The sequence below is a fragment of the Catellatospora bangladeshensis genome, from assembly GCF_016862575.1.
GTDB lineage: Bacteria > Actinomycetota > Actinomycetes > Mycobacteriales > Micromonosporaceae > Catellatospora > Catellatospora bangladeshensis.
Map to the genome: position 1 here is coordinate 46,772 of NZ_BONF01000012.1, position 26,244 is coordinate 73,015.

Below are 26,244 nucleotides of genomic sequence, written 5' to 3' on the forward strand. Positions count from 1 at the left end.
GCGCGGTGGCCGGGCTTCAGGCCGTCACACCGCGAAGGTGGCGGGGGAGTCCGTGGCGGGGGTGGCCGGGGTGGCGCGCCAGAGGCGGGTCTTCTGGGCGCCCAGGCGGGCCAGGTACTTCGGGTTGAGGATCAGGTAGCGGCGCCACAGGCGTTTGGGCTCCAGGCCCAGGCGCCACAGCCACTCCAGGGCGTGGCGCTGCATCCACGCCGGCGGCTTGCGCAGCCCGCCCGCGTGGTAGTCGAACGCGGCGCCGACCGCCAGCAGCGGCATGTCCAGGAACGGCCGCATGGCGTAGGTGAACTTCTCCTGGCGCGGGCAGCCCAGGCCGACCAGCACTATGCGCGCGCCGGAGCCGGCGATGCGGGCCGCGATCTGCTCCGGCTCGCCGGGCTCCACGCCGCGGAACTTCGACGGCTCGCTGCCCGCGATCTTCAGCCCGGGGAACTTCGCGATCAGCGCCGGGATCAGCCGGTCCAGCGTGGGCTGGGTGGAGCCGTAGAGGTACACCGGCAGGCCGTCCTCGGCGGCACGGGCCAGCACCCGCAGCGTCAGCTCGGGGCCGTACACCCGGTCGCGCAGGCCGGCGCCGTGCAGCAGGTTGAGCGCCCAGCGCACCGGCTGGCCGTCCGGGGTGATCAGGTCGAAGCTGTTGAGCTGCGCGCCGAGCCGGGAGTCGGCGACGCCCTCCATCACGCCGTGCACCGCCAGCGCGGTGACCGCGAACGGGCGGCCTTCGGTCGCGGCGCGGATGATGCGCTCGGTCGCGTCGGCGTAGTCGGTGGCGTCGACGAAGACGCCGAGCACGTTGCGCTTGCTGCCGGTGGTCGGCGTCGTCGTCATCGCGTACCTCTATGTGCGCAGGTGGGGGCTACATCCACTTGTCGGCGTTGGCCTCGTAGATTTCGTTGAGGATAGCCGGGACGTCGTAGGTCATCTTCCAGTCCGGGTAGTGCGCCTGGAACTTGGCCATGTCGCTGACGTACCACTGGTGGTCGCCGACGCGGTTCTGCTCCACGTAGTTGACCTGCGCCTGCTTGCCGGTGATCTGCTCGGCGACGGCGAACGCCTCCAGGTGGGAGGTGTTGGAGAAGCGGCCGCCGCCCAGGTTGTAGACCTCGCCGGAGCGCGGGTTGCGGAAGAACGCCTCGAACGCGGTGAGCACGTCGTGCGAGTGGATCGCGTCGCGCACCATCTTGCCCTTGTAGCCGAACAGGTTGTAGGTGCGGCCCTCCATCACGCAGCGCATCAGGTACGCCAGGAAGCCGTGCAGCTCGGCGGCGGAGTGCGCCGGACCGGTCAGCGTGCCGCCGCGGAAGGCGGCGGTCTTCATGCCGAAGTAGCGGCCGTACTCCTGCACCGCCACGTCCGCGGCGACCTTGGAGACGCCGAAGATCGAGTGCAGGCTGTTGTCGATCGTCATCTCTTCGGTGATGCCGTTGGCGAACTGGTGCGACGGGTCGATCTCGTAGCGCGTCTCCTGCTCGATGAGCGGGAGGCGGTTGGGGGTGTCGCCGTAGACCTTGTTCGTCGAGCAGAAGATGAACGCGGCGTCGGGGCAGTGCTGGCGGGTGTACTCCAGCACGTTGAGCGTGCCGACGGCGTTGACGTCGAAGTCGGTGAACGGCTCCTTGGCCGCCCAGTCGTGGCTGGGCTGGGCCGCGGTGTGGATCACCAGGGAGATGTCCCGGCCGTACCGCTCGAAGATCTTGTTGAGCACGTCGCGGTCGCGGATGTCCACGTCGTAGTGGGTGTAGGAGTCGCCGAGCTTGCTGGTCAGGTTGACCAGGCTCCACGCGGTCGAGCCGTCCTCGCCGAAGAAGTACTTGCGCATGTCGTTGTCGAGGCCGACGACGTGCATGCCCAGGCCGGCGAAGTGGCGGGCCGCCTCGGAACCGATCAGACCGGCCGAGCCGGTCACCAGCGCAACGCTCACCAGATACTCCCTGTAACCAATCGACGGACGCGACCAGCGGAGAGCTTACCCTGAGCGGCCGGATACGGCGGTTGCCCGTCGGCGGGGGAGTGGCTCGATACACGCAGCGTTAAGTAGGGAGGGAGACGGTCACGGTCAGGCCGCCGCCCTCGCGCGGGCGGGCCGCCACCTCGCCGCCGTGGGCGCGGGTGATCGCCCGCACGATCGACAGCCCCAGCCCCACCCCCTGGTCGGAGCGGGTGCGTTCGCTGCCCCGGCGGAACGGTTCGAACAGCGCCTCCACCTCGTACGCGGCCACCACCGGCCCGGTGTTCGACACCTCCAGCTCGGCCCGGCCGCCGTGGGTGCGGGTCACCGCACGCACCCAGCCGCCGGGGGCGTTGTGCCGCACGCCGTTGCCGATCAGGTTCTGCGCGACCCGCTCCAGCAGCACCGGGTCCCCGGTCGTCTCCGCGGCCGCGGCCTCGACGGCGACGGTCACCCCGGCCTCGGCCGCGGCGGCGGCGCCCTGCGCGACGACATGGTCGATGATGTCGGCCAGGTCCGCCGGCCGCCGCTCGACCACCTCGTTCTCCGAGCGGGCCAGCACCAGCAGCCCGTCGATGAGGCGCTCGTGGCGGCCGTTGATGTCGAGCAGCGTCTCGCCGAGCCGCTTCACGTCGTCGCTGGCCGTCCTGCGGTGCATGGCCAGCTCCACCAGCGAGCGGTTCAGCGTCAGCGGCGTACGCAGCTCGTGGGACGCGTTGGCGACGAAGCGCCGCTGCCCGTCGAAGGCGTGGTCGAGCCGGGCCAGCATGGCGTCGAAGGTGTCCGCCAGCTCGCGGATCTCGTCGTGCGGCCCGGTGAGCGCGATGCGCTCGTGCAGGCCGCGGTCGGCGGCCGGGGCGGTGCTGATCCGCCGGGCGGTCTCGGTGATCCGGTGCAGCGGCGACAGCAGCCGCCCGGCGAGCACCCAGCCCAGCCCCGCTGAGACGGCGCTGACCAGCACCAGCGCGATCGCCCCGAGCTGGAGCAGCTGCAGCCGGGTCGCCTCGCGCAGCTGCGCTGCCTGCTTGTCCAGCTCGCTGAGGACCGCGGGGTTGCCCGTGATGAGCACCCGCGTCGCGCGGGCGCCCTGCGTGCCGGGTTCGGCCAGGCCCGGGTCCGGCAGCGGCAGACGGTAGGTGAAGTTCTGCAGCACCGTCCGGTCCAGCAGGAAGTAGGTCACGACGAGCAGGGTGAGCCCGGCCAGCAGGAACAGCACGCCGTAGACCAGGGTGAGCCGGGCGCGGATGGTCAGGCGGTAGGAAGGCAGTCTCACGGGATCCGATACCCCACTCCGGCGACGGTGGCGATGACGGGCGGGTCGCCCAGCTTGCGGCGCAGCTTCAGGATGGTCAGCCGGACCGCCGAGGTGAACGGGTCGGCGTGCTCGTCCCAGACCTTCTCCAGCAGCGTCTCCGCGGACACCACGCCGCCCTCGGCGCGCAGCAGCTCGGCCAGTACGCCGAACTCCTTGCGCGACAGCGGCACGTAGTGCCCGTCCCGGAACACCTCACGCCGGGCCGGGTCGAGCCGGATCCCCGCGCGGGCCAGCGTCGGCGCGGCGGCGGGACGGGCGCGGCGGCCCAGCGCGTGCACCCGCGCGGCCAGCTCCGGGAAGGCGAACGGCTTGGTCAGATAGTCGTCGGCGCCCAGGGTCAGGCCGGACACCCGGTCGCGCACGTCGGCGGCGGCGGTCAGCATCAGCACCCGCGCCTCGCGGCCGCTGCCCACCAGGGAGCGGCACACCTCGTCGCCGTGCACCGCGGGCAGGTCCCGGTCCAGCAGCACCACGTCGTAGTCGTGCACGGCCAGTCGTTCCAGCGCCGCGTCGCCGTCGTACACCACGTCGACCGCGTGCGCGTCGTCACGCAGCCACTCCGCGATGGCGTCGGCCAGCAGCGCCTCGTCTTCGACCACGAGCACCCGCATGTCCGGTTTCCCCTCCCCGCCGGAGCCGCCCGGCTCGTCAATGGTTACCCGAGCCGTTGTTTCCCCGGCGTTATCGCGAGCGGAAACGGCCCGGAAACGGGCGCCCGCGTGGACTGGGCAGCGTGCCGCGGGCGACCGGCCGGCGGCCCGACGAAGGAGACCACGTGATGAAGCGACGGCTGCTGGGCGCGGCGCTCGCGCTGCCCCTGACGGCGGCGCTGGCGCTGGCCGGCTGCGCGGCGGAGGACCAGGGCGGTGACATCGCCACCGTGGGCGGCGCGGCCACGGCGGCGACGCCGAGCGCCGGGCCGAGCCTGAGCCAGCAGGAGCGCGGGATCAAGTTCGCCCAGTGCATGCGCGAGCACGGTATCCAGATGGACGATCCCGACCCCAACGGCGGGCCTGTCCGGATCCGTATGAGCGGCGGCCCGATGGACCGGGACAAGATGCAGGCCGCGCAGGAGGCGTGCAAGGAGTACTCGCCGTTCGGCGAGAACGGGCCCGGTAAGCCCGACCCGCAGATGGAAGAGAACATGCGCAAGTTCGCCCAGTGCATGCGGGACAACGGGGTGCCCAACTTCCCCGACCCGGACGGCAACGGCATCCGGATCGACCGCTCGGTCGGCGAGGACCCGGACTTCGAGGCGGCCCAGAAGCTGTGCCAGGACAGGTTCATGCCCGGTCTCGGCGGCCCGGCGAAGGTGGGATCGTGACCGGCACAGCCCAGCTCTCCGAGATCCGGACCGACGGCGGCGCCGCACCCACGCGGCGCCGCCGCCGCGGCGGCCGCACCGCGCTGCTGGTGGTGGGCGCGCTGGCCGCCGGTGGTGCGGCCGCGGCCGCCGCGATCGGCTTCGGCGGCGGCGGCGGGGGTACGCCGGCCGCGTCGAACCTGCCGCCCGCGACCGCCCCGGTCACCCGCCAGACGCTGCACGACACCCAGACGCTCGACGGCGAGCTGGGCTTCGGCCCCACCTACTCGGCCGTGAACCGGCTCAACGGCACCGTGACCTGGCTGCCCGAGGCGGGCGCCGTGGTGAAGCGAGGGAGGGCCCTCTACAAGATCGACAACAGCCCGGTGGTGCTCATGTACGGCACCGTCCCGGCATACCGCGAGCTGAAGGCCGGTGACGAGGGCGCCGACGTGAAGCAGCTGGAGCAGAACCTCAAGGCGCTCGGCTACACCGGTTTCACCGTGGACAAGGAGTTCACCGCTTCCACTGCGAGCGCGGTGAAGCAGTGGCAGGAGGACCTCGGCCTGAAGGAGACGGGGCGGGTCGAGTTCGGCCGGATCGTCTTCGCCGCGGGCGAGGTACGCGTCGACAGCGTCGACGCCACTGCCGCTGCGCCCGCCCAGCCGGGCGGCACGGTGCTGAAGTACACCGGCACGGTGCGCGTGGTCGTGGTCCAGCTCGACGTCACCGACCAGCGGCTGGCCAAGGAGGGGGCCACGGTCCAGGTGGCGCTGCCGGGCGCCGGGGACGTCGCGGGGAAGGTCACGCAGGCGTACACCGTGATCGAGGCCGGTGAGGGTCAGGGCGAGGCCGAGACCAAGATCGAGGCCATCGTGTCGCTGGCGGACCAGAAGGCGGCCGGGGCGTTCGACCAGGCCGCGGTCGACGTCACGTTCACCGCCGCCGAGCGGCCCGACGTGCTGACCGTGCCGGTCGCGGCCCTCGTCGCGCTGCGCGAGGGCGGCTACGGCGTGGAGGTGGTCGAGAACGGCGTGAGCCGGTACGTGGCCGTCGAGACCGGGCTGTTCTCCGGCGGGCGGGTCGAGGTCAGCGGCGGCGGGCTCAGCGAGGGCATGACCGTGGGGATCCCGCGATGATCGGCCTGGACGGCGTCACCAAGGTCTACCCGGGTGGCGTACGGGCGCTGGACGGCGTGTCGCTGGAGGTCGGCCCGGGGGAGCTGGCGGCGATCGTCGGCCCGTCCGGCTCGGGCAAGTCCACCATGCTGCACATCGTCGGCACCCTGGACCGGCCGAGCGCGGGCGCGGTGCGCATCGCCGGGTACGACGTGGCGACCCTGTCCGACCGCCAGCTGTCGGCGCTGCGGGCGGCCCGGATCGGGTTCGTGTTCCAGCAGTTCCACCTCGCCGCCGGGGTGAGCGCCCTGGACAACGTCGCCGACGGCCTGCTCTACGCCGGGCACCCGCTGGGCGAACGCCGCCGCCGGGCCGAGGCCGCGCTGGTGCGGGTCGGGCTGGGCCACCGGCTCGACCACGAGCCGCACGAGCTGTCCGGCGGCGAGCGCCAGCGGGTAGCCATCGCGCGGGCCGTGGTCGGCGAGCCGCCGCTGCTGCTGGCGGACGAGCCGACGGGCAACCTCGACTCGGCCTCCGGCGCCGGCATCATGGCCCTGCTGCACGAGCTGCACGCGGCCGGCACGACAGTCGTGATCATCACCCACGACCGGGAGATCGCCGCCGGCCTGCCCCGGCAGATCCACATGCGCGACGGCAAGGTGGTCGCCGACTCCGGCCCGCCTGGACTGCCCGGGGCCGATCGCCTCCAGGCGGCCGACACCGGTCCGACTGGGCTGCCCGGCGCCGACGCGCACCTGACGGGGGCGGTCTCCGACACGGCCGACACGCCCGTGTCGGCGGCCGGCGAGCGGCGGGTCGCGGGGTGGTCGCGATGACGGCACCCGCCCTGCCCAGGCTCCACCCGGCCCGGCTGCGGCCCCGTGACGTGCTCCGCGTCGGAGGAGTCGGGCTGCGCACCCGGCCTGTGCGGGCGTTCCTGTCCGCGCTGGGCATCGCCATCGGCATCGCCGCGATGATCGCCGTGGTGGGCATCTCGTCGTCCTCCCGGGCCGAGCTGGACCGCACCCTGGAGGCGCTGGGCACCAACCTGCTCACGGTCACCCCGGGCCGGACCATGTTCGGCGAGGACGCGCAGCTGCCCGTCGAGTCGGTCGCGATGATCGATCGGATCGCGCCGGTGCGCCAGGTGTCGGCGATCGGCCGGGTGGACGGGGTGAAGGTCTACCGCTCGGACCGGATCCCGGTGGCGCAGACCAACGGCCTGGCCGTGTACGCCGCACGCCTGGACCTGCTCGACACGGTCGGTGCCAGGCTGCGCTCCGGCACCTGGCTGAACGCGGCGACCGAGCGCTACCCGGCGGTCGTGCTCGGTGCGGACACGGCGGCCCGGCTGGGCATCGGCGCGGCCGGGCCCGACACGCAGGTCATGGTCGGCGGCCAGCGCTTCACCGTGGTGGGCGTGCTGGAGCCGGTGCCGCTCGCCCCCGAGCTGGACTCGGCGGTGCTGGTCGGGTGGCCGGCCGCGGCCGGCCGGCTCGGCTTCGACGAGCACCCGACCACCGTCTACACCCGGGCCGTGGAGAGCGCCGTCGACGCGGTGCGCGGCGTGCTCGCCGCGACGGCCAACCCGCAGGCCCCGAACGAGGTCGACGTGTCCCGCCCGTCGGACGCGCTGGCCGCGAAGCAGGCCGCCAACCAGGCCTTCACCGGCCTGCTGCTCGGCCTGGGCGCCGTCGCGCTGCTGGTCGGCGGGGTGGGGGTGGCCAACACCATGGTCATCTCGGTGCTGGAACGCCGGGCCGAGATCGGCCTGCGGCGCTCGCTCGGCGCGACCCGGGGGCAGGTCCGCCTGCAGTTCCTCGCCGAGTCGCTGCTGCTGTCGGCGCTCGGCGGGGTCGGCGGCGTGCTGCTCGGCATCGCGGTGACCTCGGGCTACGCGGCGTACCAGAGCTGGCCGACGGTGGTCCCTGCGTGGGCCATGCTCGGCGGCGTGGCCGCGACCCTTGTGATCGGCGGCCTGGCCGGCCTCTACCCGGCCGTCCGCGCGTCCCGCCTCTCCCCGACCGAGGCCCTCGCCACCCCCTGAGGAAAGGAAGGGCACCTTCTTAACGCTCCGCGTAGAAGAAGGTGCCCTTCTTAACCGTCGCGGGTCTGGAGTGGGTGACGCCGGAAAGCATGATCGCCATCACATGTCCGAAAGTGCAGCCTGGCCCGACTTTCGGACACAAACTAGCGATCTTGACTCGCTGCTCTGAAGAGGAAGTGACCGGAATCGGCGATCTTTGTGTGAAACGGCCGACACTCAGCCCCGCCGACCGGTGCGGGCCCGGAAAACGAAGAAGGCCTCCCGTAGGAGGCCTTCTTGCTGGTGGGGAAGGGGGGAGTTGAACCCCCACGCCCTTTCGGGCACACGGACCTGAACCGTGCGCGTCTGCCATTCCGCCACTTCCCCGCGGCGTGTGCAGGAACTTTAGCAGCCCCTGCGGGTCGCTCGGGAGTCACCTCCCGTTGCGTGCTGGCACAGCTTACGCTATGCCTGCTTCGCCTCGCCAACCGGTTATCCCGGCGGGCGGTGCGGGGAGAACACTAACACGACCACCTGGCCGACAGTGAAATCGGAGGCAAGATGGTCGTCATGCTGGCGTGGCGCCGGCAGCGGCGGACGTATTGGGCGAAGACGCGGGAGTGGAGGGCAGATAACATCATGTCCTCGGAACCCGAGGAGGACCGGTGAGCGTGTTGCAACGCTTCGAGAAACGCCTGGAAGGCCTGGTTGAGGGCGCCTTCGCGAAGGTATTCAAGGGGGTCGTCCACCCTGTGGAGATCCTGAATGCCATGCAGCGTGAGGCAGAGGCCCACAAGGCGATCCTGGTTGGTGGGCGCACGCTCGTGCCGAACCGCTATGTGATCGATCTCTCGCCCTACGACCACAGCCGGCTCGCGCCGTACGCGGCCGCGCTGGCTCAGGAGCTGGCGCAGTCGCAGGCCGAGTTCATCGGCGAGCAGGCCTGGACCGTCTACGGCGACGTGATCGTCGAGATCGAGCGCGGTGACGGGCTGGACACCGGCATGTTCCGCGTGTCGGCCGAGGTCTACACCGCCGACCAGGCCCCGCAGGCGAGCTACGAGGCTCCGCCGCAGTACCCGCCGTACGGCGGCGGCCAGCAGGCCGCTCCTCCGCACGGTGGCGGCGGCGGCGGTGCGCGCAACGTCCGGCTGGTGTCGGGCGACGGGCGGACCTTCCCGCTGGCCATCGGCTCGACCACGATCGGCCGCGGCGACCAGGCCAACCTGCGCCTGCCCGACGTGGGCATCTCGCGGCGGCACGCCCGCCTCGACTTCGACGGCGCACAGGTGGTCCTGACCGACCTCGGCTCCACCAACGGCACCATGGTCAACGGCCAGCGGGTCTCGGCGGTCGCCCTCAACCCGGGCGACATGATCCAGATCGGCACCACGACCCTGACGTTCCGCGTGGACGGCTGATCGCCCTTGCCCGAGATCGTTCTCACCGCCGCCCGGTTCGGGTTCCTCGTGCTGCTGTGGATCTTCGTGTTCACGGTGGTCGGGGTCATCCGACGGGATCTGTTCGCCGGCTCGCGCACGGGCCGGCTGGTCGCCGCGCCCCGCGGGGTCGCGGGTGCCGCGCAGGCGGGGGATGCGCGCCCGGCCAAGGTCAAGAAGGGCCGGGCCGCGCACACCCTCGTCGTCACGGCGGGTTCGCTGGCCGGCACCAAGATCACACTGGGCGAGGCCCCGATCACGATCGGCCGGGCGGAGGACTCCACGCTGGTCATCACGGATGACTACGCGTCCGCCCGGCACGCCCGTCTGGTCCCTCGGGACGGGCAGTGGATGGTGGAGGACCTCGGCTCGACCAACGGCACGTACCTGGACCGCAGCAAGGTGGGCGGCCCTACTCCCGTACCCCTCGGCGTGCCGATTCGCATCGGCCGCACGTCCCTCGAATTACGGCCATGACAATCATCCTGCGCTACGCGGCCCGCAGCGACCGCGGTCTGATCAGAGACGGAAACCAGGACTCCGTCTACGCCGGGCCGCGCCTGCTCGCCGTTGCCGACGGCATGGGCGGCATGGCCGCCGGTGACGTCGCCAGCAACATCGTCATCGGCGCCATGGCCCCGCTCGACGAGGACGTCCCCGGTGACGCGATCGTCGACTCCCTGCGGTCCGCCGTCAACCTCGCCAACCAGCAGCTTCGCGACACCGTGGACGCCAACCCCCACCTGGAGGGTATGGGCACCACACTCACCGCGATGCTCTTCACCGGCTCCAAGCTGGGCATGGCCCATATCGGCGACTCCCGCGCATACCTGCTCCGCGACGGCGAGTTCAACCAGATCACCAAGGACGACACGTACGTCCAGATGCTGGTGGACGAAGGCCGGATCAGCGCGGAGGAGGCGAGCAGCCATCCGCAGCGTTCGCTGCTGACCCGGGCCATGGACGGCCGGGACATCGAGCCGGACTACACGGTCCGGCCCGTGCACCCCGGCGACCGCTACCTGCTGTGCTCCGACGGCCTGTCGGGCGTGGTCAGCGCGGAGACCATCGGGCAGACCCTGCGGGAGTACGTCGACCCGCAGGCGTGCGTCGAGCGCCTCATCGCGCTCGCGCTGCGCGGCGGCGGCCCGGACAACATCACCGTGATCATCGCGGACGCCACCGACGAGGACATCGTCGAGCAGGCTCCGGTGGTCGGCGGCGCGGCCGCCCGGGACCGCGGCAACAGCAGCGAGACCCACGTCGAGTCGACCCCCGCCGCGCGTGCGGCGGCGGTCACCGGCACGCCGCGTCCCGCCGTGGAGGAGCCCGCCCCGGCCCCGGCCGAGCAGTCGGCCCGCCGCGCGCGGCATCCGCTGCGCGCGGGCCTGCTCGTGGTGGGCCTGCTCGCGGTGCTGGGGGCCGGGGTCTGGTTCGCCTGGGACTACTCGCAGTCGCGCTTCTACATCGGCGCGACCGAGGCGGGCAACGTCGCGGTGTTCCGCGGCGTGCCGGGGCAGATCGCCGGCTTCGACCTGTCGGAGGCCAAGGAGGTCAGCGACGTGACCCTGGACGACCTCACCACGGTCGCCCAGGACAAGGTCCGCAAGGGCATCCAGGCCGACAGCGAGGCCGACGCCCTGGCCCGGCTCCAGAACCTGATCCAGGACGACCCGAGCAACCACAACCTGCTGCCCAGCTGCCCGCCGTCGGCAGACCCGTCGCCGTCGCCGAGCCCGTCGCCCGCCGCCGTGCCGAGCGCCACTCCGGCGCCCGCCGTGGCGAGCACTCCGCCCAGCGAGCCGGTGGTGCCGAGCCCGGTGCCCTGCCGGTCGAATTAGCCTGAGGACGTCGTGACCACCCCCCATACCGCCCCTCCCGCAGCAGCCGCGGCCGTCCCGGAGACGCCCGTGGCGGCGAAGCCGTCGCTGTCGTTCCGGCTGGACCCGGCCGCCCGCAAGGTGCGCCGCACCGAGCTGTGGCTGCTGCTGCTCGGCATGGCCATGGTCGCCGGATACCTGGCGGCGGTCGAGGCGAACATGCTCGACACGGTCACGATGGACTTCTGGTATCCGGCCGGTGTGCTCACCGCCGTGTTCCTCGGCCTGCACGTGGTCATCCGGCTGCGCGCGCCGTTCGCGGACCCGGTGCTGATCCCGGTCGTGGCGCTGCTCAACGGGTTCGGCGTGGCCTTCCTGCGCCGCCTCGACCTGGGCCGGGCCGACGCCGACGCGCGTCCCGACCTGGCCATCTTCGCCGGTGACGGCGGCAAGCAGCTGCTCTGGACGCTGATCGCGGTGACCGGCGCGGCCGCCCTGCTGTGGGTGGTGCGCGACCACCGCGAGATCTCGAAGTTCGCCTGGACGCTCGGCTTCGGCGGCATCATCCTGGTGCTGCTGCCCGCCGTGCTGCCCGGCAGCGTCTCCGAGGTCAACGGCGCCAAGCTGTGGATCCGGTTCGGCAGCTTCTTCGCCATCCAGCCGGGTGAGTTCGCCAAGCTGATGCTGCTGGCCTTCTTCGCGTACTACCTCGTCCGCAAGCGCGAGGTGCTGGCGCTGGCCAGCCGCCGGGTGCTGGGCATCGACTTCCCGCGCGGACGCGACCTGGGCCCGGTCATCGTGGTCTGGGCGATGAGCCTCCTGGTCCTCGTCTTCGAGAAGGACCTGGGCACCTCGCTGCTCTACTTCGGCATGTTCGTGGTGACCCTGTACGTCGCCACCGAGCGCGTCAGCTGGCTGATCATCGGTCTGATCCTCTTCTTCGGCGGCGCCGTGCTCGCGTACGTGCTGGCCGGCATCGTGGGCGGCCCGTTCACCAACTTCGGGCAGCGCGTCGACATCTGGCTGGACCCGTTCGCCGAGCCGTACGACCGCGGGTACCAGCTCGTCCAGTCGCTGCTGGGCCTGGGCACGGGCGGCCTGTTCGGCACCGGGCCGGGCGCGGGCAGCCCGCTGGAGGTGCCCGAGGTCCGCAACGACTTCATCTTCGCGGGCATGGGCGAGGAGATCGGCCTGTTCGGTCTCACCGCCCTGCTGGCGCTGTACCTGCTCGTGGTCTCGCGCGGGCTGCGCGCGGCGCTCGCCGTGCGCGACTCGTTCGGCAAGCTGCTGGCCGGCGGCCTGGCGTTCACGCTGGGCCTCCAGGTTTTCGTGATCATCGGCGGCATCAGCAAGCTGATCCCGCTGACCGGCCAGACCACGCCGTTCCTCTCCGCGGGCGGCTCGTCGCTGGTGGCCAACTGGCTGCTGGTGGCGCTGCTGCTGCGGATCTCTGATGCGGCGCGCACCCCCGCGTCCACGGGAGGTGTCCGCCGGTGAACGCCCCGCTGCGCCGCGTAGGCGTCGTCGTCATGGTGCTGTTCGGTCTGCTCTTCGCCAACCTGAACTGGGTGCAGGCGTACAAGGGCAACGACTACCGCACCAGCCAGTACAACGACCGCGTGCAGATCGACGAGTACAACCGCCAGCGTGGCTACATCATGGTGAGCAACCCCGGCAGCAAGCCGATCGCGCTCTCCACGGCCACCAAGGGCAACCTGAAGTACCTGCGCAGCTACCCCAACGGTGCGGCGTACGCGCACGTGATCGGGTACAAGCCGGTCAACGGCGCGGCCACCGGCATCGAGCAGCTGGAGAACGACTTCCTGTCCGGCACCTCGGACAAGCTGTTCGCGGACCGCCTGCGCGACATCTTCACCGGCTCCTACACGGCGGGCGGCAACGTCACCCTGACGCTGTCGAAGACGGCGCAGGACACGGCGTACAAGGAGCTCACCGGCAACAAGGTGGGCGCCAAGTCGGGCGCGGTGATCGCGCTGGACCCCAACACCGGCGCGATCCTGGCGATGACCTCGTTCCCGAGCTTCGACCCGAACCCGCTGGTCGCCCACGACACGGGCAAGGCGGCGGCGGCGTACAACAAGGTGGCCGGCCAGGCCGGCAACCCGCTGCTGAACCGGGCGCTGCAGGAGACCTACCCGCCGGCGTCCACGTTCAAGGTGCTGGTCTCGGCGGCGGCGCTGGAGAACGGCAACAACCCGGACACGCCGCTGCAGGCGGGCCCGGGCTACCAGGCGCCGGGCACCACGCACGTGATCAAGAACGCCACCTCGGGCACCTGCCCCGAGTCGCAGATCACGCTGAAGGAGGCGCTGACCGTCTCCTGCAACACCGCGTACGCGCGCCTCGGCGTCGAGCTGGGCTCGCAGCGGCTGAACGACACCGTCCGCCGGTGGGGCTACTACGACGACGACCTGCGGATCGGCAACCTGTCCGCGCCGGACCGGGGCACCAAGGTGCCGGAGAGCGTGCTGGGCCCGCTGACCACCAGCTCGGGCGGCGACGACAAGCCGGCCATCGCGATCTCGTCGATCGGCCTCAACGAGGTCAAGGTGACCCCGCTGCAGAACGCGATGGTCGCGGCGGCGATCGCCAACGACTGCTCGCAGATGCGGCCCTACCTGGTCGAGCGGCTGGTCGGGCCGGATCTGACCACCAACCTGTACGCCGCCGCGCCCAAGCAGCTGCGCACCACCTGCAGCAACTCGAGCATCGCGGCGCAGCTGCGCGAGATGATGGTCAGCGTCGTCGAGAACGGCACCGGCCGGAAGGCGCAGATCGACGGCTACGTGGTCGGCGGCAAGACCGGCACGGGCACGGCCGACGAGGAGACCAACACCGGCTCCGACGGCTGGTTCATCGGTTTCGCGATGAAGGATGGCAAGCCGCTCGCCGCGGTTGCGGTCATCCTCGATGATGCGGGGAAGGGCGGCAGCGGTGAGGCCGCCCGTATTGCTGGTCTGGTCATGCATGGCGTGATCAAGGACAAGGGTGGCAAGTGATGGTCTCCCCTGGCACCGTGCTCAACAGCCGCTACCGCATCGACGAGCGCATCGCGTCCGGCGGCATGGGCGACGTCTGGAAGGGCACCGACGAGGTGCTCGACCGCACCGTCGCCATCAAGGTCATGCTCCCCGCGCTGCTGGAGGAGGCCGGCTTCGTCAAGCGCTTCCACGCGGAGGCGAAGACGATGGCCGGCATCAACCACCCGGGCGTGGTGCGCATCTACGACTTCGGCAACGACGCGCATCTGGCGTACCTGATCATGGAGCTGATCGAGGGCGACCCGCTCTCGCGCACGCTCAACAAGGTCGGGCGGCTCACCCCGGCCCGCACGATGCTGCTGGTCGCGCAGGCCGCCGAGGCTCTGCAGGCCGCGCACGACAGGGGCATCGTGCACCGGGACGTGAAGCCGGGCAATCTGCTGGTACGCCCCAACGGCACGCTCGTGCTCACCGACTTCGGCATCGCCCGCTCCGCCGCGGCCAGCCAGCTCACGGCGACCGGCGCGGTCATGGGCACCGCCTCCTACCTGGCCCCGGAGCAGGCCTCCGGTGAGGGCGCCTCGGCCGCCTCGGACGTGTACTCGCTCGGGGTGGTGGCCTACCAGTGCCTCACCGGCCACCGGCCGTACGAGGGCGACACCCCGCTCGAGATCGCGATGAAGCACGTCACCGGCACCCCGAAGCCGATGCCGAGCGACATCCCGCCGGTGGTGCGCCAGATCGTCGAGCGGTCCATGGCCAAGAACCCGGCGCACCGCTGGCCGTCGGCCGCCGCGTTCGCCGGCGCCGCGCGGCAGGCCGCCGGGGCGCTCACCCACGGCACCGGCCCGACGCTGCCGGTGCAGCCGGTGTCGCCGAGCCCGGTCTCGGCCACGCCGGTCTCCCCGGTGCCGTCGCGCCCGCTGAGCCCCGCGACGCCCGGCCCGGTTCGCCCCAACGGGGGCTACCAGCGAGGATCTGCGGCCGTCCCGGCTGCGCCTGCCCCGCTCACCCCCGTGCACGGGGTACCGTACGGGCCGCAGGCTCCCGCACAGGAGAGCGGCGGCGGACGGACGGCGCTGACCGTGATCCTGGTGGTCCTCGGCATGCTGGCGGTGCTCGCTTGCGCCGGCTACCTCGGCTACCTGGCCAGGCAGAACTCCACGAACCAGAGCAAGTCCCTCGGGATCCCGGCACATTCCGAACACGTCACACTTTCGGCCGCCGGGTGGCTGAACGGGACTGACCACGTGAGCATGGACCAGATGACCGAAGGACGACGTACGCGATGAACGCGCAGGCCCGCCTGCTGGGTGGCAGGTACCAAGTCGGCGAGTTGCTCGGCTACGGCGGCATGGCCGAGGTGCACCGGGGACGCGACCTGCGCCTCGGGCGCGACGTCGCGATCAAGATGCTGCGCACGGACCTCGCCCGCGACGCCACCTTCCAGATGCGGTTCCGCCGCGAGGCGCAGAACGCCGCCGCCCTGAACCACCCGGCGATCGTCGCGGTCTACGACACCGGCGAGGAGCGCGCGCCCTCCGGCGAGGTGCTGCCGTACATCGTCATGGAGTTCGTGGCCGGGCGCACCCTCAAGGAGGTGCTCGCCGCCGAGGGCCGGCTCATGCCGCGCCGCGCCCTGGAGATCACCGCGGACATCTGCGCCGCGCTGGAGTTCAGCCACCGCCACGGCATCATCCACCGGGACATCAAGCCCGGCAACGTCATGTTCACGCCGAACGCCCAGGTCAAGGTCATGGACTTCGGCATCGCGCGGGCGCTCGCGTCCGGTGCGACCACCATGACCCAGACCTCGGCCGTCATCGGCACCGCGCAGTACCTCTCCCCGGAGCAGGCGCGCGGCGAGGCCGTGGACGCGCGCTCGGACGTCTACGCGGCCGGCTGCGTGCTCTTCGAGCTGCTCTGCGGGCACCCGCCGTTCGTCGGCGACTCGCCGGTGGCGGTGGCCTACCAGCACGTACGGGAGGAGCCGCCGGCGCCCAGCGAGTCCAACCGCGACGTCACCCCCGACATCGACGCGGTCGTGCTCAAGGCGCTGTCGAAGAACCCCGCCAACCGCTACCAGTCGGCCGGTGAGATGCGGGCCGACCTGCTGCGCGCCGCCGCGGGCCGCCCGGTCATGGCGACCCCGGTGATGCGCGAGGAGCAGACCATCCCGATGACAGCGCCGGCGCGCACCGGCACCGGCCGCAACGCCCCGGCCCGGGTGGGCGACGCCCGCCGCCGCCGCGCGTCGGGCTGGGTCATCGCGACCCTGACCGCGCTCGGCGTGCTGGCCGTGGTGGCGCTGACCGCGGGCCTGATCCTGGCGAACCAGCCCAAGGACATCCCGGTGCCCAACCTGATGGGCAAGACCGAGGCCGAGGCCAAGGCGCTGCTGGCCAGCGCCGGGCTGACCCCGAAGATCGGTGAGCCGATCCTGGACTCCGACTGCCGGAAGGACACGGTCGTCAACCAGAACCCGTCGCAGGGCGAGGCGGTCAAGGAGAAGACCGAGGTCGTCTACCAGATCTGCAACGGCAAGCCGCTGGTCGAGGTGCCACCGCTGGTCGGCTCGAACCGCGTCAATGCGGAGAACCTGCTCGCCGCTCGGAAGCTGGTCGCCGATTTCAAGGAGAAGGACAGCGACAGGCCTGCGGGCGAGGTGCTGGAGACCATCCCGGCCGCCGGCGAGAAACTCACCGAGGGCGAGACCGTGCAGGTCATCGTCTCCAAGGGCCTCGTCAAGGTCCCGTCTCTGGTGGGCAAGAGCCAGGCTGATGCGATCGCCGAACTGACCGGTCTCGGCTTCGAGTACGAGGTGAAGCAGGGCGAGCCTGCTCCGGATCCGAGCAAGACCGGCTATGTGTCCAGTCAGAACCCCGGCCCGAATGCGCTGAAGCCCAGGGGCACCAAGATCACCATTGTGGTGTTCCGTGCGCCTCCAGAGGAGTCGCCGTCACCGTCACCTTCGCCGTCCGAATGACAAAGGTCTCATGCTCTGAACCCGGGGCAGACATTTCGGCGGGGCGACCCACCGAGCGGTACTTCGCGGGGGTGTCGAGGAAGCTCTGTAACGTCCGTGATCGATGGCGGGCGAGGTCTGCGGTAAATGGTTCTTTGACCGAAAGAACTGAGCACCGGAGGCCTTGTGGGTCGGCCCAGTGTTAGCAATGGCTCCAGCCCTACTCGCTGCTCGCCGAACAGAGCTGCCCGCCTCGCTACCGCGTGGATCCGGAAAGATTTGTGCATCATTGTTCGTATTCTTACCCTTATGGGAGCGACGTTCGACGCTACATATCACGGGCATCTTTGAACTTAAATCTCTCTTGTGCGCCAAAAGTGGTATTGGTACCGTTCTATTGCTCAGCTCAGGCAATAGCCGCGCGGTCAAACGGAAGGTTCGAGGGAGATTAATGAAGCGTCTGGGTGCACTATCGGCAGCGATGTGTGTGGCAGTGGCTCTTGGTTCGGCTCTGGTCGCATCACCCGCGGTTGCGGCATACCCTAAGTGCACCACCAATGAGTTCGTGTATGGAACTGGCTTGAATTCGATCAAGCAGATCCCGACCTCGGGAACTACGGTGGCAGCTACGAGCTGCGATCTTCGCTATGGCGACAACAACAACAATGCTGTCCGGTACGGGCTTCAGCAGTCGTTGAACAACTGCTTTGGGCCAAACGGATCGAAAGCACATGTGTTTAGCCCTGCACTGACAATGGACGGCGACTTCGGTACGAAGACCCAGGAAGCCCTTCTTGCTGTTCAGGACTATCTCGACATCAGCATCGATGGCAGCTACGGACCCCAGACCAGAGACGCGATGTGGTGGGGAAGCGGGCCGGGTGGGCCTTGCGCCAAGATCGCTCAACCAATCCAGCTGGCCTAGCTGCCGATCTGATGCCGCTGGCAGCGGGCATCCGTGGGCTGTGAATGCCCAGGATGCCCGCTGTCGTCTTCCTCGGGGACCCGTGAGACCTGGATACCGGGTCCTCGAAGGCGAAGTCTGTGCGGGTTCAGGCGGGGAAAGCGGCGAGGCGGCGCTGCTCGACCTCTTCGGCCAGGGCCGGGGCGCGGTCGAGGGCCTCGGTGTGGCCGCAGGACGCCAGCCAGTTGGCCAGCATCAGGTGGCCGCCCTGGGTGAGCACCGACTCGGGGTGGAACTGCACGCCCTCGATCGGCAGGGTGCGGTGCCGCATCGCCATCACGACCCCCGATTCGGTACGCCCCGTCACCTCGATCTCCGCGGGCAGGGTGTCCTCGACGACGGCGAGGGAGTGGTAGCGGGTCGCCGTGAACGGGTCCGGCAGGCCCGCCAGCACACCCGCCCCGGTGTGCGTGACCTGCGACGTCTTGCCGTGCAGCAGCTCGGGCGCGCGGGTCACCGTGGCCCCGAACGCCTGCCCGATGGCCTGGTGCCCCAGGCACACCCCGAACAGCGGGAGCTTGCCGCCGTACTCGGCGATGACGTCCAGGCAGATGCCGGCCGACTCGGGCGCGCCCGGTCCGGGGGACAGCAGCACGCCGTCCGCGCCCAGCCTGCCCACCTCCGCGACGCCGATCTCGTCGTTGCGCCGGACCTCGCACTCCACCCCGAGCTGGCCGAGGTACTGCACGAGGTTGTAGACGAACGAGTCGTAGTTGTCGATCACAAGAACGCGCATGGCCCTCACCTGGCGGTCGAGCTGGACGGCTCCGGGGTGTCCCCGGTCTCGTACGGGATTTCGTGATCGTCGGGCTCGCCGGAGGGTGCCCCGGGGATCTCGAACGGGTCCTCCAGCTGCGAGTATCCGCTGTCGGGGTCGCCGACCTGGACATCGTCGAAGGGGAGCAGGGGCTCGGCCCACGGGAAGATCACGTACCACAGCAGCGCGCCGACGATGCCGAGCAGCACGAACGAGCCGGCCAGCTTGCCGCGCAGGCCGAAGGGCAGTTTGCGCCAGATCCATGCGTACATCAGGCGGCTCCTGCCAGTTCGGCGGGCGGCCCGGCGGAGCGCGGCTGCTCGTGCACGAGCGTCCCGTGGATGATCAGACGCTGGTAGTTGTCGAACTTCGGGTTGCAGGTGGTCAGCGTGAGCAGCTTCCCGGCGGTCATGGTCGGCGGCACCGGCCGCACCACCTCGACCGCGGACGGCAGCACGATGCGCTGCTTGGCCACCTCGTACACGTAGTACATGTCCTTGGTCTCGACGACGATCTTGTCGCCGCCGTGGAGCTTGTCCAGGTCCCAGAAGGTGGCCCGGTTGCGGTGCCCGGCGACCGAGAAGTTGCCCTCCTGGCCGGGCATCGCGCTGTTCGGGTAGTGGCCTGGCGCGTAGCGGATGTCCTTCTGCGTCACGCCCTGCACCACGACCCAGTGCTTGTTCAGCTTGGGGATGTAGAGCTTGGCGACGGGCTGCCCGGCGGGCGGCGGCTTGGGCTTGCCGGTGACCGACGGGCTGGGCGTCGGCGTCGGGCCGCCCACGGTCGGCTCGCCCCAGTTCAGCTGCTGTTCCAGCTCGTTCTGGTGGCCCTCGACGATGGCCGTCTTGCCCCACACCTCGTACGCCGCGAAGAGCAGGATGACCAGGCCGAACGTGATCATCAACTCGCCGGTGCCGCGCAGCGTCGTGCGCAGCACCGACCCGAAGGTGGTGCGGGTGTACTCGGAGTGGATGCTGCGGTAGTTCTTCTCGCCGGCCCGCACGGCCTTGACCGGCGGCGGCTCCGGCTCGCCGCTCCAGCGCGGGCGGGGCGACGGCTTGGGCTCGTCCGCCGACGGCGGTGGGGCGGGCGGGATCGCGCCGAGCAAGCCGGTCTCGTCGGTGGCGATCGCCCGGCCGGTCACCACCGAGGGCGCGGGCTTGGCGATCCGGGGGAGCTGGGTGGTCTCGTCCGAGATACGCGGCAGGTACGTGGTCTCGTCGCTCGCCGCGGCCGGGCTCACCGGCGCGGGACTCACGGGGGCCGCGCTGACGGGGGCGGCTGGTCGCGGCGACGGCGGCGTGGAGATGACGGGCAGTACGGTCGTCGCGTCGGCGGGCACCACGGGCAGCACGCTCGTGATCGAGGCGTCAGCCACGGGCTCGTCGGTCACCCGGGGGAACGTGGTCGTCTGGTCGTCCTCGGGCTCCAGCGCCCTGTGCCTGCTCATGCTGCTCTCCGGCTTGTCAACGCGGGACCGAGGCATGGCGCAGCAGCACGGACCCCTGGTAGGCGGGTGCCTGGATGTCCGCCTCGCGGGTGACGCTATATCCCAGGCCGTAGTCCCGTACAGCATCACGGAAGGCCCGGACGCCGTTGGAGGCGTCCAGTGCGGCCTGGAGCCGGGCCGGGTCGCCGATCGCCGAGATCACGAACGGCGGGGAGTAGCGCTTGCCGTCGAGCAGCAGGGTGTTGCCGACGCACTGCACGGCGGTGGTGGTGATGACACGGACGTTCATGATGGTCATCGCCTCGGCGCCGCCCGCCCAGAGCGCGTTCACCACGGCCTGCACGTCCTGCTGGTGCACGACCAGGTCGTCCTGGGTCGCGGCGCCGGGGGTGAGGTCGTCGTCGGCGCTGTTGGGGGCGTCGTCCATGCGCACCGTGAGCCCCCGCCCGTGTACGGCGGTGAGCCCGGCGGCGGACAGGTAACCCTCGCCCCGGGCGTGCTCCTGGGCGACCGGGCCGTCGCCGACGGCGAGCGCGTCGGTCAGCCCGTCGATCTCGTTGCGCAGCTGGTCGACCCGCATCCGGGCGTCCTGGGTCTCGGCTTCCTTCTTGCTGATCAGCTCGCCGAGCGCGACACGCCGGTCCTCGCGCAGCGAGGTGCCGGCCGAGACGGTGGCGCTCATGGTGAAGAGCAGGCCGGCCGCGGCCGCGATCAGGGGCACGCCGAGCGTCCAGCCGCTGCGGCGCCGGCCGGGCAGCCGGGTGAACGCGCGACCGGCCCGGAGCACGGCCTTACGCCATGACGAGGTGCCGGATGTGTATTCCACCACTCCCCCTCCGTGCCAAAACGCAACAACCTGACTACGCTATCTGTCGAACATTATTCAGGCCCATGCCCGAGGTCACCGACCGGTGTGGGCAGGGCCCCTCCAGGAGACAGCCGTGCCGAAGTCGCAGGTCCGCAAGAAGAAGATCTACACGCCGCCGACCGACGTGATGCCCAACGCCACCGCGGCGGAGAAGAAGCCGAGCCCGATGTGGCTGCCGATCACGGCGGTGTCCCTGATCGTTTTCGGCATCGCGTGGCTCGTCGTGTACTACCTGTCCGAGACGCTCTACCCCGTGGCGGGTTGGGGGTATTGGAACCTGGCTGTCGGCTTCGGCGCCATGGTGGGCGCGCTGGGTCTCCTCTCGAAGTGGCGATGACCTCTCCGAGCCGTCCACGATAGCGCGCGTTCGAGGTCGCGGCCGGTGCCGCGACCTCGACGCTGTCCCGACCGTCCGCCCCCGGCAGCGTGCCCGCTGACCTAGGGTGATGGTCAGCCTGTGCGAACCCTCACATTACTGAACGGTAACTAGGGCGTAAGCTCCGGAGGGACATATACACAGGGCTGATCCGACGCAGGGAGGCGTGGGTATGGGCGTCGTTCAGATCGTCAGCACGGTCGTCGCGCTGGCCGTGACCGCGGTCGCGGTGGTGCTCGTCGTGCGGGCGGTGCGGCAGATGCTCGCGGTGATCCGGCTGGGCCAGCCTGACCCGACACGCTCCGGCGACCGGGGCGCGCGCTGGAAGACCATGCTGACCGAGACGTTCGGCCACACGAAGATGTTCAAGTGGTCGGTCGTCGGCGCGGCGCACTGGCTGGTGATGATCTCCTTCATCATCCTGTCCACGCTCGTGGCCGGCGCCTACTTCGAGGTGGTCAACCCGGCGTGGGAGCTGCCGATCGTCGGCGGCTGGGACGTGTTCGCGTTCGTCACCGAGTGGATCGGCATCCTGGGCATCCCGGCGATCCTCGTGCTGATCGCGATCCGGCTGCGCCAGCGCCCGAACAAGCAGTCCAACTCGCGCTTCGCCGGCTCCACGATGTGGCAGGGCTACTTCGTCGAGTACATCATCATCACGGTCCTGGTCCTGGGCTTCCTGATCCGGGGATTCAAGGTCTCGTCCGGGCTGTTCCACCACCCGGCGTGGGCCACCCCGCTGTCGCACGCGCTCGGCGCGGTGCTGCCCGCCTCGCTGACCGCGATCACGGTCGTCGCGCTGATCAAGATCTGTGTGTCGATGGGCTGGGCGATCACCATCGGCCTCAACCCGACCATGGGTGTGGCCTGGCACCGGTTCCTCGCCTTCTTCAACATCTACTTCAAGCGTTACGCCGACGGCGCGCCCGCGCTCGGCGCGCTCAAGCCGATGACCTCCAACGGCGCCCCGATCGACCTGGAGGAGGCCGACCCGGAGAAGGACACCTTCGGTGTCTCCCAGGTCGAGCACTTCGGGTGGAAGGGGCTGCTCGACTTCTCGACCTGCACCGAGTGCGGCCGCTGCCAGTCGCAGTGCCCCGCCTGGAACACCGGCAAGCCGCTGTCGCCGAAGCTGATCGTCCTGTCGCTGCGCGACCACGCCTACGCCAAGGCCCCCTACCTGCTGGCCGGTGGCGGCAAGGACCTCACCGGCGAGGAGAAGGGCACCGCCGAGCAGCTCGCCGGGGTCAACGTGCTCGCGCTGGCCGAGGCCGAGCGTCCGCTCATCGGCGGCGCCGCCGAGCTGGGCGTCATCGACCCGGACGCACTGTGGTCGTGCACCACCTGCGGGGCGTGCGTGGAGCAGTGCCCGGTCGACATCGAGCATGTCGACCACATCGTCGACATGCGCCGCTACCAGGTCATGATCGAGTCGTCGTTCCCGTCCGAGGCCGGGGCGATGCTGCGCAACCTGGAGAACAAGGGCAACCCGTGGGGCGCCCCGCCGAACACCCGCGAGGACTGGACCAAGGGCCTGGACTTCCCGGTGCCGCGGGTCGGCGAGGTCGACGAGTTCGAGTACCTGTTCTGGGTCGGCTGCGCCGGCGCGTTCGAGGACAAGGCCAAGAAGACCACCCGCGCCGTGGCGAGCCTGCTCAACGAGGCCGGGGTGAAGTTCGCGATCCTGGGCAACAACGAGACCTGCACGGGCGACCCGGCGCGGCGGATCGGCAACGAGTTCGTGTACCAGATGCTCGCCCAGCAGAACGTCGAGACGATCAAGGAAAGCGGCGCTCTGAAGATCGTCGCGACCTGCCCGCACTGCTTCAACACCCTCGGCAACGAGTACAAGGAGCTCGGCCTGGAGGTCGAGGTCGTGCACCACACCGAGCTGCTCGCGCACCTGGTCAAGACCGGCAAGCTGACCCCGGTCGCACCGGTCGACGGCGGGCTGACCTACCACGACCCCTGCTACCTCGGCCGCCACAACCGCGTGTTCACGCCGCCGCGCGAGGTCCTCGGCGCAGCCATCGGCGCGGGCGCCACCAGCTCCGCGGGCGACGGCACCGGCATCCTGGAGATGGGCCGCCGCGAGGAGCGCTCGTTCTGCTGCGGCGCGGGCGGCGCCCGCATGTGGATGGAGGAGCGCATCGGCAAGCGGATCAACGTCGAGCGCACCGAGGAGGCCCTGGCCACCGGCGCGAAGACGATCGCCGTGGGCTGCCCCTTCTGCTCCACGATGATCACCGACGGCGTCCGCTCCAAGGGCCAGGAGGACGTCGAGGTCATCGACGTCGCCACCGTCCTGCTCCGCTCGGTGAAACCCACCCCCGCGGCCTGACCCTCAAGACCATCCGACCTGCCTGGCACATGGGCGAATGCGCGACCAAGATACGCACAAGTGCCAGGCAAGTCGGACGATCAAACCGGCGGGGCTGCGGGGTGCGCCCATCTGGCAGAATCTTGCGCTGAGGTGATCTGGTCATCGACGTGCTGTCTGAGTTCCTGTACATCCTGCTGTTCGTCCTGCTCACCCTCGGCACGGCGTTCTTCGTGGCGGCCGAGTTCGCGCTCGTCACGGTCGACCGGGCGGAGATCGACACGCGGGCGGAGCGGGGTGAGCGTCCCGCGCGGACGGTGCGCCGGGCGCTGCGCGAGCTGTCGTTCCAGCTGTCGGGGGCGCAGCTCGGCATCACGCTGACCGCGCTGCTCACCGGTTACCTCGCCGAGCCCGCGCTGCGGCCGCTGGTCGAGCCGATGGGCCTGTCCGCGGGCTGGAGCCACGCGATCTCGCTGGGTATCGCGACCCTGTTCTCGATGCTGTTCGGCGAGCTGGTGCCGAAGAACGCGGCGCTGTCCCGGCCGATGCCGGTGGCGCTGCGCACGGCCGGTCCGATGCGGGTCTTCTCCAACGTCTTCAAGCTGCTGATCAACGCGCTCAACGAGACGGCGAACTGGCTGGTGCGCCGGATGGGCATCGAGCCGCAGGAGGAGCTGGCCAGCGCCCGCTCGCCGGAGGAGCTGGGCCTGCTGGCGGCGATCTCGGCGCAGGCCGGCGCGCTGCCGACGGAGACGGCGCTGCTGTTGCAGCGCACGGTGCGGTTCAGCGACAAGCACGCGGCCGAGGCGATGACGCCGCGCATCGACGTGGTGGGGCTGGCCGGCTCGGCGACGGTCGCCGAGCTGTTCGACGCGGTACGCGAGACCGGGCACAGCCGGTTCCCCGTGTACGAGCAGACGCTCGACACGGTCACCGGGGTGGTGTCGGTCAACGACGCGCTCGCGGTGCCCCCGGCCCGGCGTGCGCTGACCACGGTCGCCGCGGTGGCCCGGGAGCCGGTGCTGGTGCCGGGCTCGCTGGACCTGGACAAGGTGGTCGCGGCGCTGCGCGCGGGCCGGTCCGACTTCGCCATCGTGGTCGACGAGTACGGCGGCACGGACGGCGTGGTGACCATCGAGGACCTGGTCGAGGAGCTGGTGGGCGAGATCGCCGACGAGCACGACACGGCTGAGGAGGAGGAGTCCGGCTCGATCGAGGTGACCGTGCCGGGCGGCGTGCGCACCTGGCTGGTCGACGGCATGCTGCGCGAGGACGAGCTGGACGAGCAGACCGGCTTCCGGCTGCCGGAGGGCCCGTACGAGACGCTGGGCGGCTTCCTGATGTCGGAGCTGGGCCGGATCCCGGCGGTCGGCGACACGGTGCTGGCCAACGACTGGGAGTTCACGGTGGTGGAGATGGACCGGCACCGGGTGGAGCAGGTGCGGCTGGTGCGGCTGGCGGGCGACGACGATGAATGAACTGCTCATCACGGTGGCGCTGCTGCTCGGCAACGCGTTCTTCGTCGGCGCCGAGTTCGCGCTGATCGCCTCCCGGCGTACCGTCATCGAGCCGAAGGCGCAGACCTCCCGCCCCGCGAAGTGGGCGCTGTCCGCGATGAACCAGATCCCGCTGATGATCGCGGGCGCGCAGCTCGGCATCACGCTGTGCTCGCTGGCGCTGGGCGCGATCGCGGAGCCGGCCCTGGCGCACTTCATCGAGAAGCCGTTCCACGCGCTGGGGCTGCCGCAGAACATGCTGCACCCCACCGCGTTCGTGATCGCCCTGCTCATCGTGGTCTTCCTGCACACGGTGATCGGCGAGATGGTGCCGAAGAACATCACCCTGGCCGGGCCCGAGGCGAGCGTGCTGTGGCTGGGCCCGCCGATGCTGGCCTTCTGCGTGGCGACCAAGCCGCTGCTGGTCGCGATGAAGTGGGCGGCCCGGCAGGTGCTGCGGCTGTGGCGGATCGAGGCGGCCGACGCGGTGAAGACCGTGTTCACCGCGGAGGAGCTGGCCGGGCTGGTGGCTCAGGCGCACACCGAGGGCCTGCTCGACCCGGAGCAGCACGCCCGGATCGCGGGCGCGCTCGCCCTGAACCAGCGCACCGCCGCGGACGCGCTGCGGCCGTGGTCGTCGGTCACCAGCGTCACCGACGACACCTCTCCGGCCACGCTGGAGGTGCTGGCGACCCGCACCGGGCGGTCCCGCTTCCCGGTCGTGTCGCGGGGGACCCGGCGGGTGCTGGGCTTCGTGCACATCAAGGACGTGCTGGGCATGGAGGGCGCGAGCCGCCGCGAGCCGATCCCCGGCGGGCTGATCCGGCCGCTGGCGATCGTGCCGCCGGACCGCTCGCTGGCCGAGCTGCTGCTGTCGATGCGCCGCGAGCGCCGCCACATCGTGCTGGTGAGCGAGGGCCAGGTGCCGGTGGGGGTGGTCACGCTGGATGACGTCCTGAACGCGATCATGGCCCCAGCTGCGTGAACACCATTCCGGCAAGGCACGCTGCGTGACATTCGGGCAGCTCAGCGAAGTTGTCCAGTTGGCGGCTTGAAACCGGC

At 70.7% G+C, this 26,244-nt stretch carries 22 protein-coding genes, 1 tRNA gene and 2 pseudogenes; 16 read left to right on the top strand and 9 right to left on the bottom strand.

What is annotated here, in order from left to right; genetic code table 11:
* Positions 1-24: 24 nt before the first annotated feature.
* The 4 genes from Cba03nite_RS12730 to Cba03nite_RS12745 form a co-directional block, all read right to left on the bottom strand.
* On the bottom strand, positions 25-843 hold the full coding sequence (locus Cba03nite_RS12730) for a WecB/TagA/CpsF family glycosyltransferase (protein ID WP_203745493.1): 819 nt from the start codon (positions 841-843) through the stop codon (positions 25-27).
* 28 nt (positions 844-871) lie between these two features.
* Positions 872-1,936, bottom strand: a complete 1,065-nt coding sequence (locus tag Cba03nite_RS12735; RefSeq protein ID WP_203745494.1) for an NAD-dependent epimerase/dehydratase family protein — start codon at positions 1,934-1,936, stop codon at positions 872-874.
* Positions 1,937-2,045: 109 nt separating this feature from the next.
* Positions 2,046-3,236, bottom strand: a complete 1,191-nt coding sequence (locus Cba03nite_RS12740) for a sensor histidine kinase (RefSeq protein WP_239125684.1) — start codon at positions 3,234-3,236, stop codon at positions 2,046-2,048.
* Entirely contained in the window at positions 3,233-3,889 is a 657-nt protein-coding gene (locus Cba03nite_RS12745) for a response regulator transcription factor (protein ID WP_203745495.1), read from the bottom strand. Before Cba03nite_RS12745 ends, Cba03nite_RS12740 begins: the two co-directional genes overlap by 4 nt.
* A gap of 164 nt (positions 3,890-4,053) precedes the next feature.
* Between Cba03nite_RS12745 and Cba03nite_RS12750 the strand changes: the two genes are divergently transcribed.
* The 4 genes and pseudogenes from Cba03nite_RS12750 (at position 4,054) to Cba03nite_RS12765 (ending at position 7,746) form a co-directional block, all read left to right on the top strand.
* Entirely contained in the window at positions 4,054-4,602 is a 549-nt protein-coding gene (locus tag Cba03nite_RS12750) for a hypothetical protein (protein ID WP_203745496.1), read from the top strand.
* Positions 4,599-5,720: a peptidoglycan-binding protein gene (locus tag Cba03nite_RS12755; protein ID WP_239125685.1), complete on the top strand. Its 1,122-nt coding sequence runs from the start codon at positions 4,599-4,601 to the stop codon at positions 5,718-5,720. Before Cba03nite_RS12750 ends, Cba03nite_RS12755 begins: the two co-directional genes overlap by 4 nt.
* Positions 5,717-6,364 (top strand): annotated as a pseudogene (locus Cba03nite_RS12760) (ABC transporter ATP-binding protein); the annotation flags it as partial. The gene Cba03nite_RS12755 and the pseudogene Cba03nite_RS12760, both read left to right, overlap by 4 nt.
* Positions 6,365-6,531: 167 nt before the next feature.
* Positions 6,532-7,746, top strand: coding sequence for an ABC transporter permease (locus tag Cba03nite_RS12765; protein ID WP_203745498.1), 1,215 nt, complete (start codon positions 6,532-6,534; stop codon positions 7,744-7,746).
* 280 nt (positions 7,747-8,026) lie between these two features.
* Here the strand turns inward: Cba03nite_RS12765 and Cba03nite_RS12770 are convergent.
* Positions 8,027-8,112: transfer RNA gene (locus tag Cba03nite_RS12770), tRNA-Leu, on the bottom strand.
* 278 nt (positions 8,113-8,390) lie between these two features.
* Here Cba03nite_RS12770 and Cba03nite_RS12775 point away from each other — a divergent pair.
* The 8 genes and pseudogenes from Cba03nite_RS12775 to Cba03nite_RS12810 all read left to right on the top strand — a co-directional run bounded on the left by Cba03nite_RS12775 (position 8,391) and on the right by Cba03nite_RS12810 (position 17,876).
* On the top strand, positions 8,391-9,146 hold the full coding sequence (locus tag Cba03nite_RS12775; protein WP_203745500.1) for an FHA domain-containing protein: 756 nt from the start codon (positions 8,391-8,393) through the stop codon (positions 9,144-9,146).
* A 6-nt stretch (positions 9,147-9,152) separates the two neighbouring features.
* On the top strand, positions 9,153-9,641 hold the full coding sequence (locus Cba03nite_RS12780; RefSeq protein ID WP_203745502.1) for an FHA domain-containing protein FhaB/FipA: 489 nt from the start codon (positions 9,153-9,155) through the stop codon (positions 9,639-9,641).
* A complete protein-coding gene (locus Cba03nite_RS12785; RefSeq protein ID WP_203745504.1) occupies positions 9,638-11,005 on the top strand; it encodes a PP2C family protein-serine/threonine phosphatase in 1,368 nt (455 codons plus the stop codon). Before Cba03nite_RS12780 ends, Cba03nite_RS12785 begins: the two co-directional genes overlap by 4 nt.
* 156 nt (positions 11,006-11,161) lie before the next feature.
* A pseudogene (locus Cba03nite_RS12790) lies at positions 11,162-12,539 on the top strand (FtsW/RodA/SpoVE family cell cycle protein); the annotation flags it as partial.
* The gene (locus tag Cba03nite_RS12795; RefSeq protein WP_203745506.1) at positions 12,478-14,004 is read left to right on the top strand and encodes a peptidoglycan D,D-transpeptidase FtsI family protein; all 1,527 of its coding nucleotides are present in this window, start codon (positions 12,478-12,480) and stop codon (positions 14,002-14,004) included. The pseudogene Cba03nite_RS12790 and the gene Cba03nite_RS12795, both read left to right, overlap by 62 nt.
* A complete protein-coding gene (locus Cba03nite_RS12800; protein ID WP_203745509.1) occupies positions 14,004-15,278 on the top strand; it encodes a serine/threonine-protein kinase in 1,275 nt (424 codons plus the stop codon). The genes Cba03nite_RS12795 and Cba03nite_RS12800 overlap by 1 nt, the downstream gene beginning before the upstream one ends.
* On the top strand, positions 15,275-16,972 hold the full coding sequence (gene pknB / locus Cba03nite_RS12805; protein ID WP_203745511.1) for a Stk1 family PASTA domain-containing Ser/Thr kinase: 1,698 nt from the start codon (positions 15,275-15,277) through the stop codon (positions 16,970-16,972). Before Cba03nite_RS12800 ends, pknB begins: the two co-directional genes overlap by 4 nt.
* A gap of 430 nt (positions 16,973-17,402) precedes the next feature.
* The gene (locus Cba03nite_RS12810; RefSeq protein ID WP_203745513.1) at positions 17,403-17,876 is read left to right on the top strand and encodes a peptidoglycan-binding domain-containing protein; all 474 of its coding nucleotides are present in this window, start codon (positions 17,403-17,405) and stop codon (positions 17,874-17,876) included.
* A 127-nt stretch (positions 17,877-18,003) separates the two neighbouring features.
* Here Cba03nite_RS12810 and Cba03nite_RS12815 read toward each other — a convergent pair whose 3' ends face one another.
* Genes Cba03nite_RS12815 through Cba03nite_RS12830 form a run of 4 tightly spaced genes read right to left on the bottom strand, consistent with a single transcriptional unit; the run spans position 18,004 to position 20,948 of the window.
* Entirely contained in the window at positions 18,004-18,651 is a 648-nt protein-coding gene (locus Cba03nite_RS12815) for an aminodeoxychorismate/anthranilate synthase component II (protein ID WP_203745515.1), read from the bottom strand.
* Between the two features lie 5 nt (positions 18,652-18,656).
* Positions 18,657-18,944: a hypothetical protein gene (locus Cba03nite_RS12820; RefSeq protein WP_203745517.1), complete on the bottom strand. Its 288-nt coding sequence runs from the start codon at positions 18,942-18,944 to the stop codon at positions 18,657-18,659.
* Complete coding sequence (locus tag Cba03nite_RS12825; RefSeq protein WP_239125686.1) at positions 18,944-20,122, bottom strand: class E sortase; 1,179 nt, start codon at positions 20,120-20,122, stop codon at positions 18,944-18,946. Before Cba03nite_RS12825 ends, Cba03nite_RS12820 begins: the two co-directional genes overlap by 1 nt.
* Before the next feature lie 16 nt (positions 20,123-20,138).
* Entirely contained in the window at positions 20,139-20,948 is an 810-nt protein-coding gene (locus tag Cba03nite_RS12830; protein ID WP_203745519.1) for a DUF881 domain-containing protein, read from the bottom strand.
* A 115-nt stretch (positions 20,949-21,063) separates the two neighbouring features.
* On the opposite strand from Cba03nite_RS12830, the gene Cba03nite_RS12835 reads away from it, so the two are divergent.
* The 4 genes from Cba03nite_RS12835 (at position 21,064) to Cba03nite_RS12850 (ending at position 26,167) form a co-directional block, all read left to right on the top strand.
* Positions 21,064-21,327 carry a cell division protein CrgA gene (locus tag Cba03nite_RS12835; RefSeq protein ID WP_203745521.1) on the top strand — a complete coding sequence of 88 codons (264 nt, stop codon included), beginning with the start codon at positions 21,064-21,066 and terminating at the stop codon, positions 21,325-21,327.
* Positions 21,328-21,538: 211 nt separating this feature from the next.
* Complete coding sequence (locus tag Cba03nite_RS12840; protein ID WP_203745523.1) at positions 21,539-23,707, top strand: (Fe-S)-binding protein; 2,169 nt, start codon at positions 21,539-21,541, stop codon at positions 23,705-23,707.
* A gap of 152 nt (positions 23,708-23,859) precedes the next feature.
* Complete coding sequence (locus Cba03nite_RS12845) at positions 23,860-25,164, top strand: hemolysin family protein (RefSeq protein WP_373315749.1); 1,305 nt, start codon at positions 23,860-23,862, stop codon at positions 25,162-25,164.
* A complete protein-coding gene (locus tag Cba03nite_RS12850) occupies positions 25,157-26,167 on the top strand; it encodes a hemolysin family protein (protein WP_203745525.1) in 1,011 nt (336 codons plus the stop codon). The genes Cba03nite_RS12845 and Cba03nite_RS12850 overlap by 8 nt, the downstream gene beginning before the upstream one ends.
* Positions 26,168-26,244: the final 77 nt, after the last annotated feature.

What these genes read in the sequence shown, in the direction of transcription:
- Cba03nite_RS12730 (WP_203745493.1), bottom strand. Translation starts at nt 843, where the DNA reads ATGACGACGACGCCGACCACCGGCAGCAAGCGCAACGTGCTCGGCGTC.
- Cba03nite_RS12745 (WP_203745495.1), bottom strand. Translation starts at nt 3,889, where the DNA reads ATGCGGGTGCTCGTGGTCGAAGACGAGGCGCTGCTGGCCGACGCCATC.
- Cba03nite_RS12765 (WP_203745498.1), top strand. Translation starts at nt 6,532, where the DNA reads ATGACGGCACCCGCCCTGCCCAGGCTCCACCCGGCCCGGCTGCGGCCC.
- Cba03nite_RS12785 (WP_203745504.1), top strand. Translation starts at nt 9,638, where the DNA reads ATGACAATCATCCTGCGCTACGCGGCCCGCAGCGACCGCGGTCTGATC.
- Cba03nite_RS12800 (WP_203745509.1), top strand. Translation starts at nt 14,004, where the DNA reads ATGGTCTCCCCTGGCACCGTGCTCAACAGCCGCTACCGCATCGACGAG.
- pknB (WP_203745511.1), top strand. Translation starts at nt 15,275, where the DNA reads ATGAACGCGCAGGCCCGCCTGCTGGGTGGCAGGTACCAAGTCGGCGAG.
- Cba03nite_RS12810 (WP_203745513.1), top strand. Translation starts at nt 17,403, where the DNA reads ATGAAGCGTCTGGGTGCACTATCGGCAGCGATGTGTGTGGCAGTGGCT.
- Cba03nite_RS12815 (WP_203745515.1), bottom strand. Translation starts at nt 18,651, where the DNA reads ATGCGCGTTCTTGTGATCGACAACTACGACTCGTTCGTCTACAACCTC.
- Cba03nite_RS12820 (WP_203745517.1), bottom strand. Translation starts at nt 18,944, where the DNA reads ATGTACGCATGGATCTGGCGCAAACTGCCCTTCGGCCTGCGCGGCAAG.
- Cba03nite_RS12825 (WP_239125686.1), bottom strand. Translation starts at nt 20,122, where the DNA reads ATGAGCAGGCACAGGGCGCTGGAGCCCGAGGACGACCAGACGACCACG.
- Cba03nite_RS12840 (WP_203745523.1), top strand. Translation starts at nt 21,539, where the DNA reads ATGGGCGTCGTTCAGATCGTCAGCACGGTCGTCGCGCTGGCCGTGACC.
- Cba03nite_RS12850 (WP_203745525.1), top strand. Translation starts at nt 25,157, where the DNA reads ATGAATGAACTGCTCATCACGGTGGCGCTGCTGCTCGGCAACGCGTTC.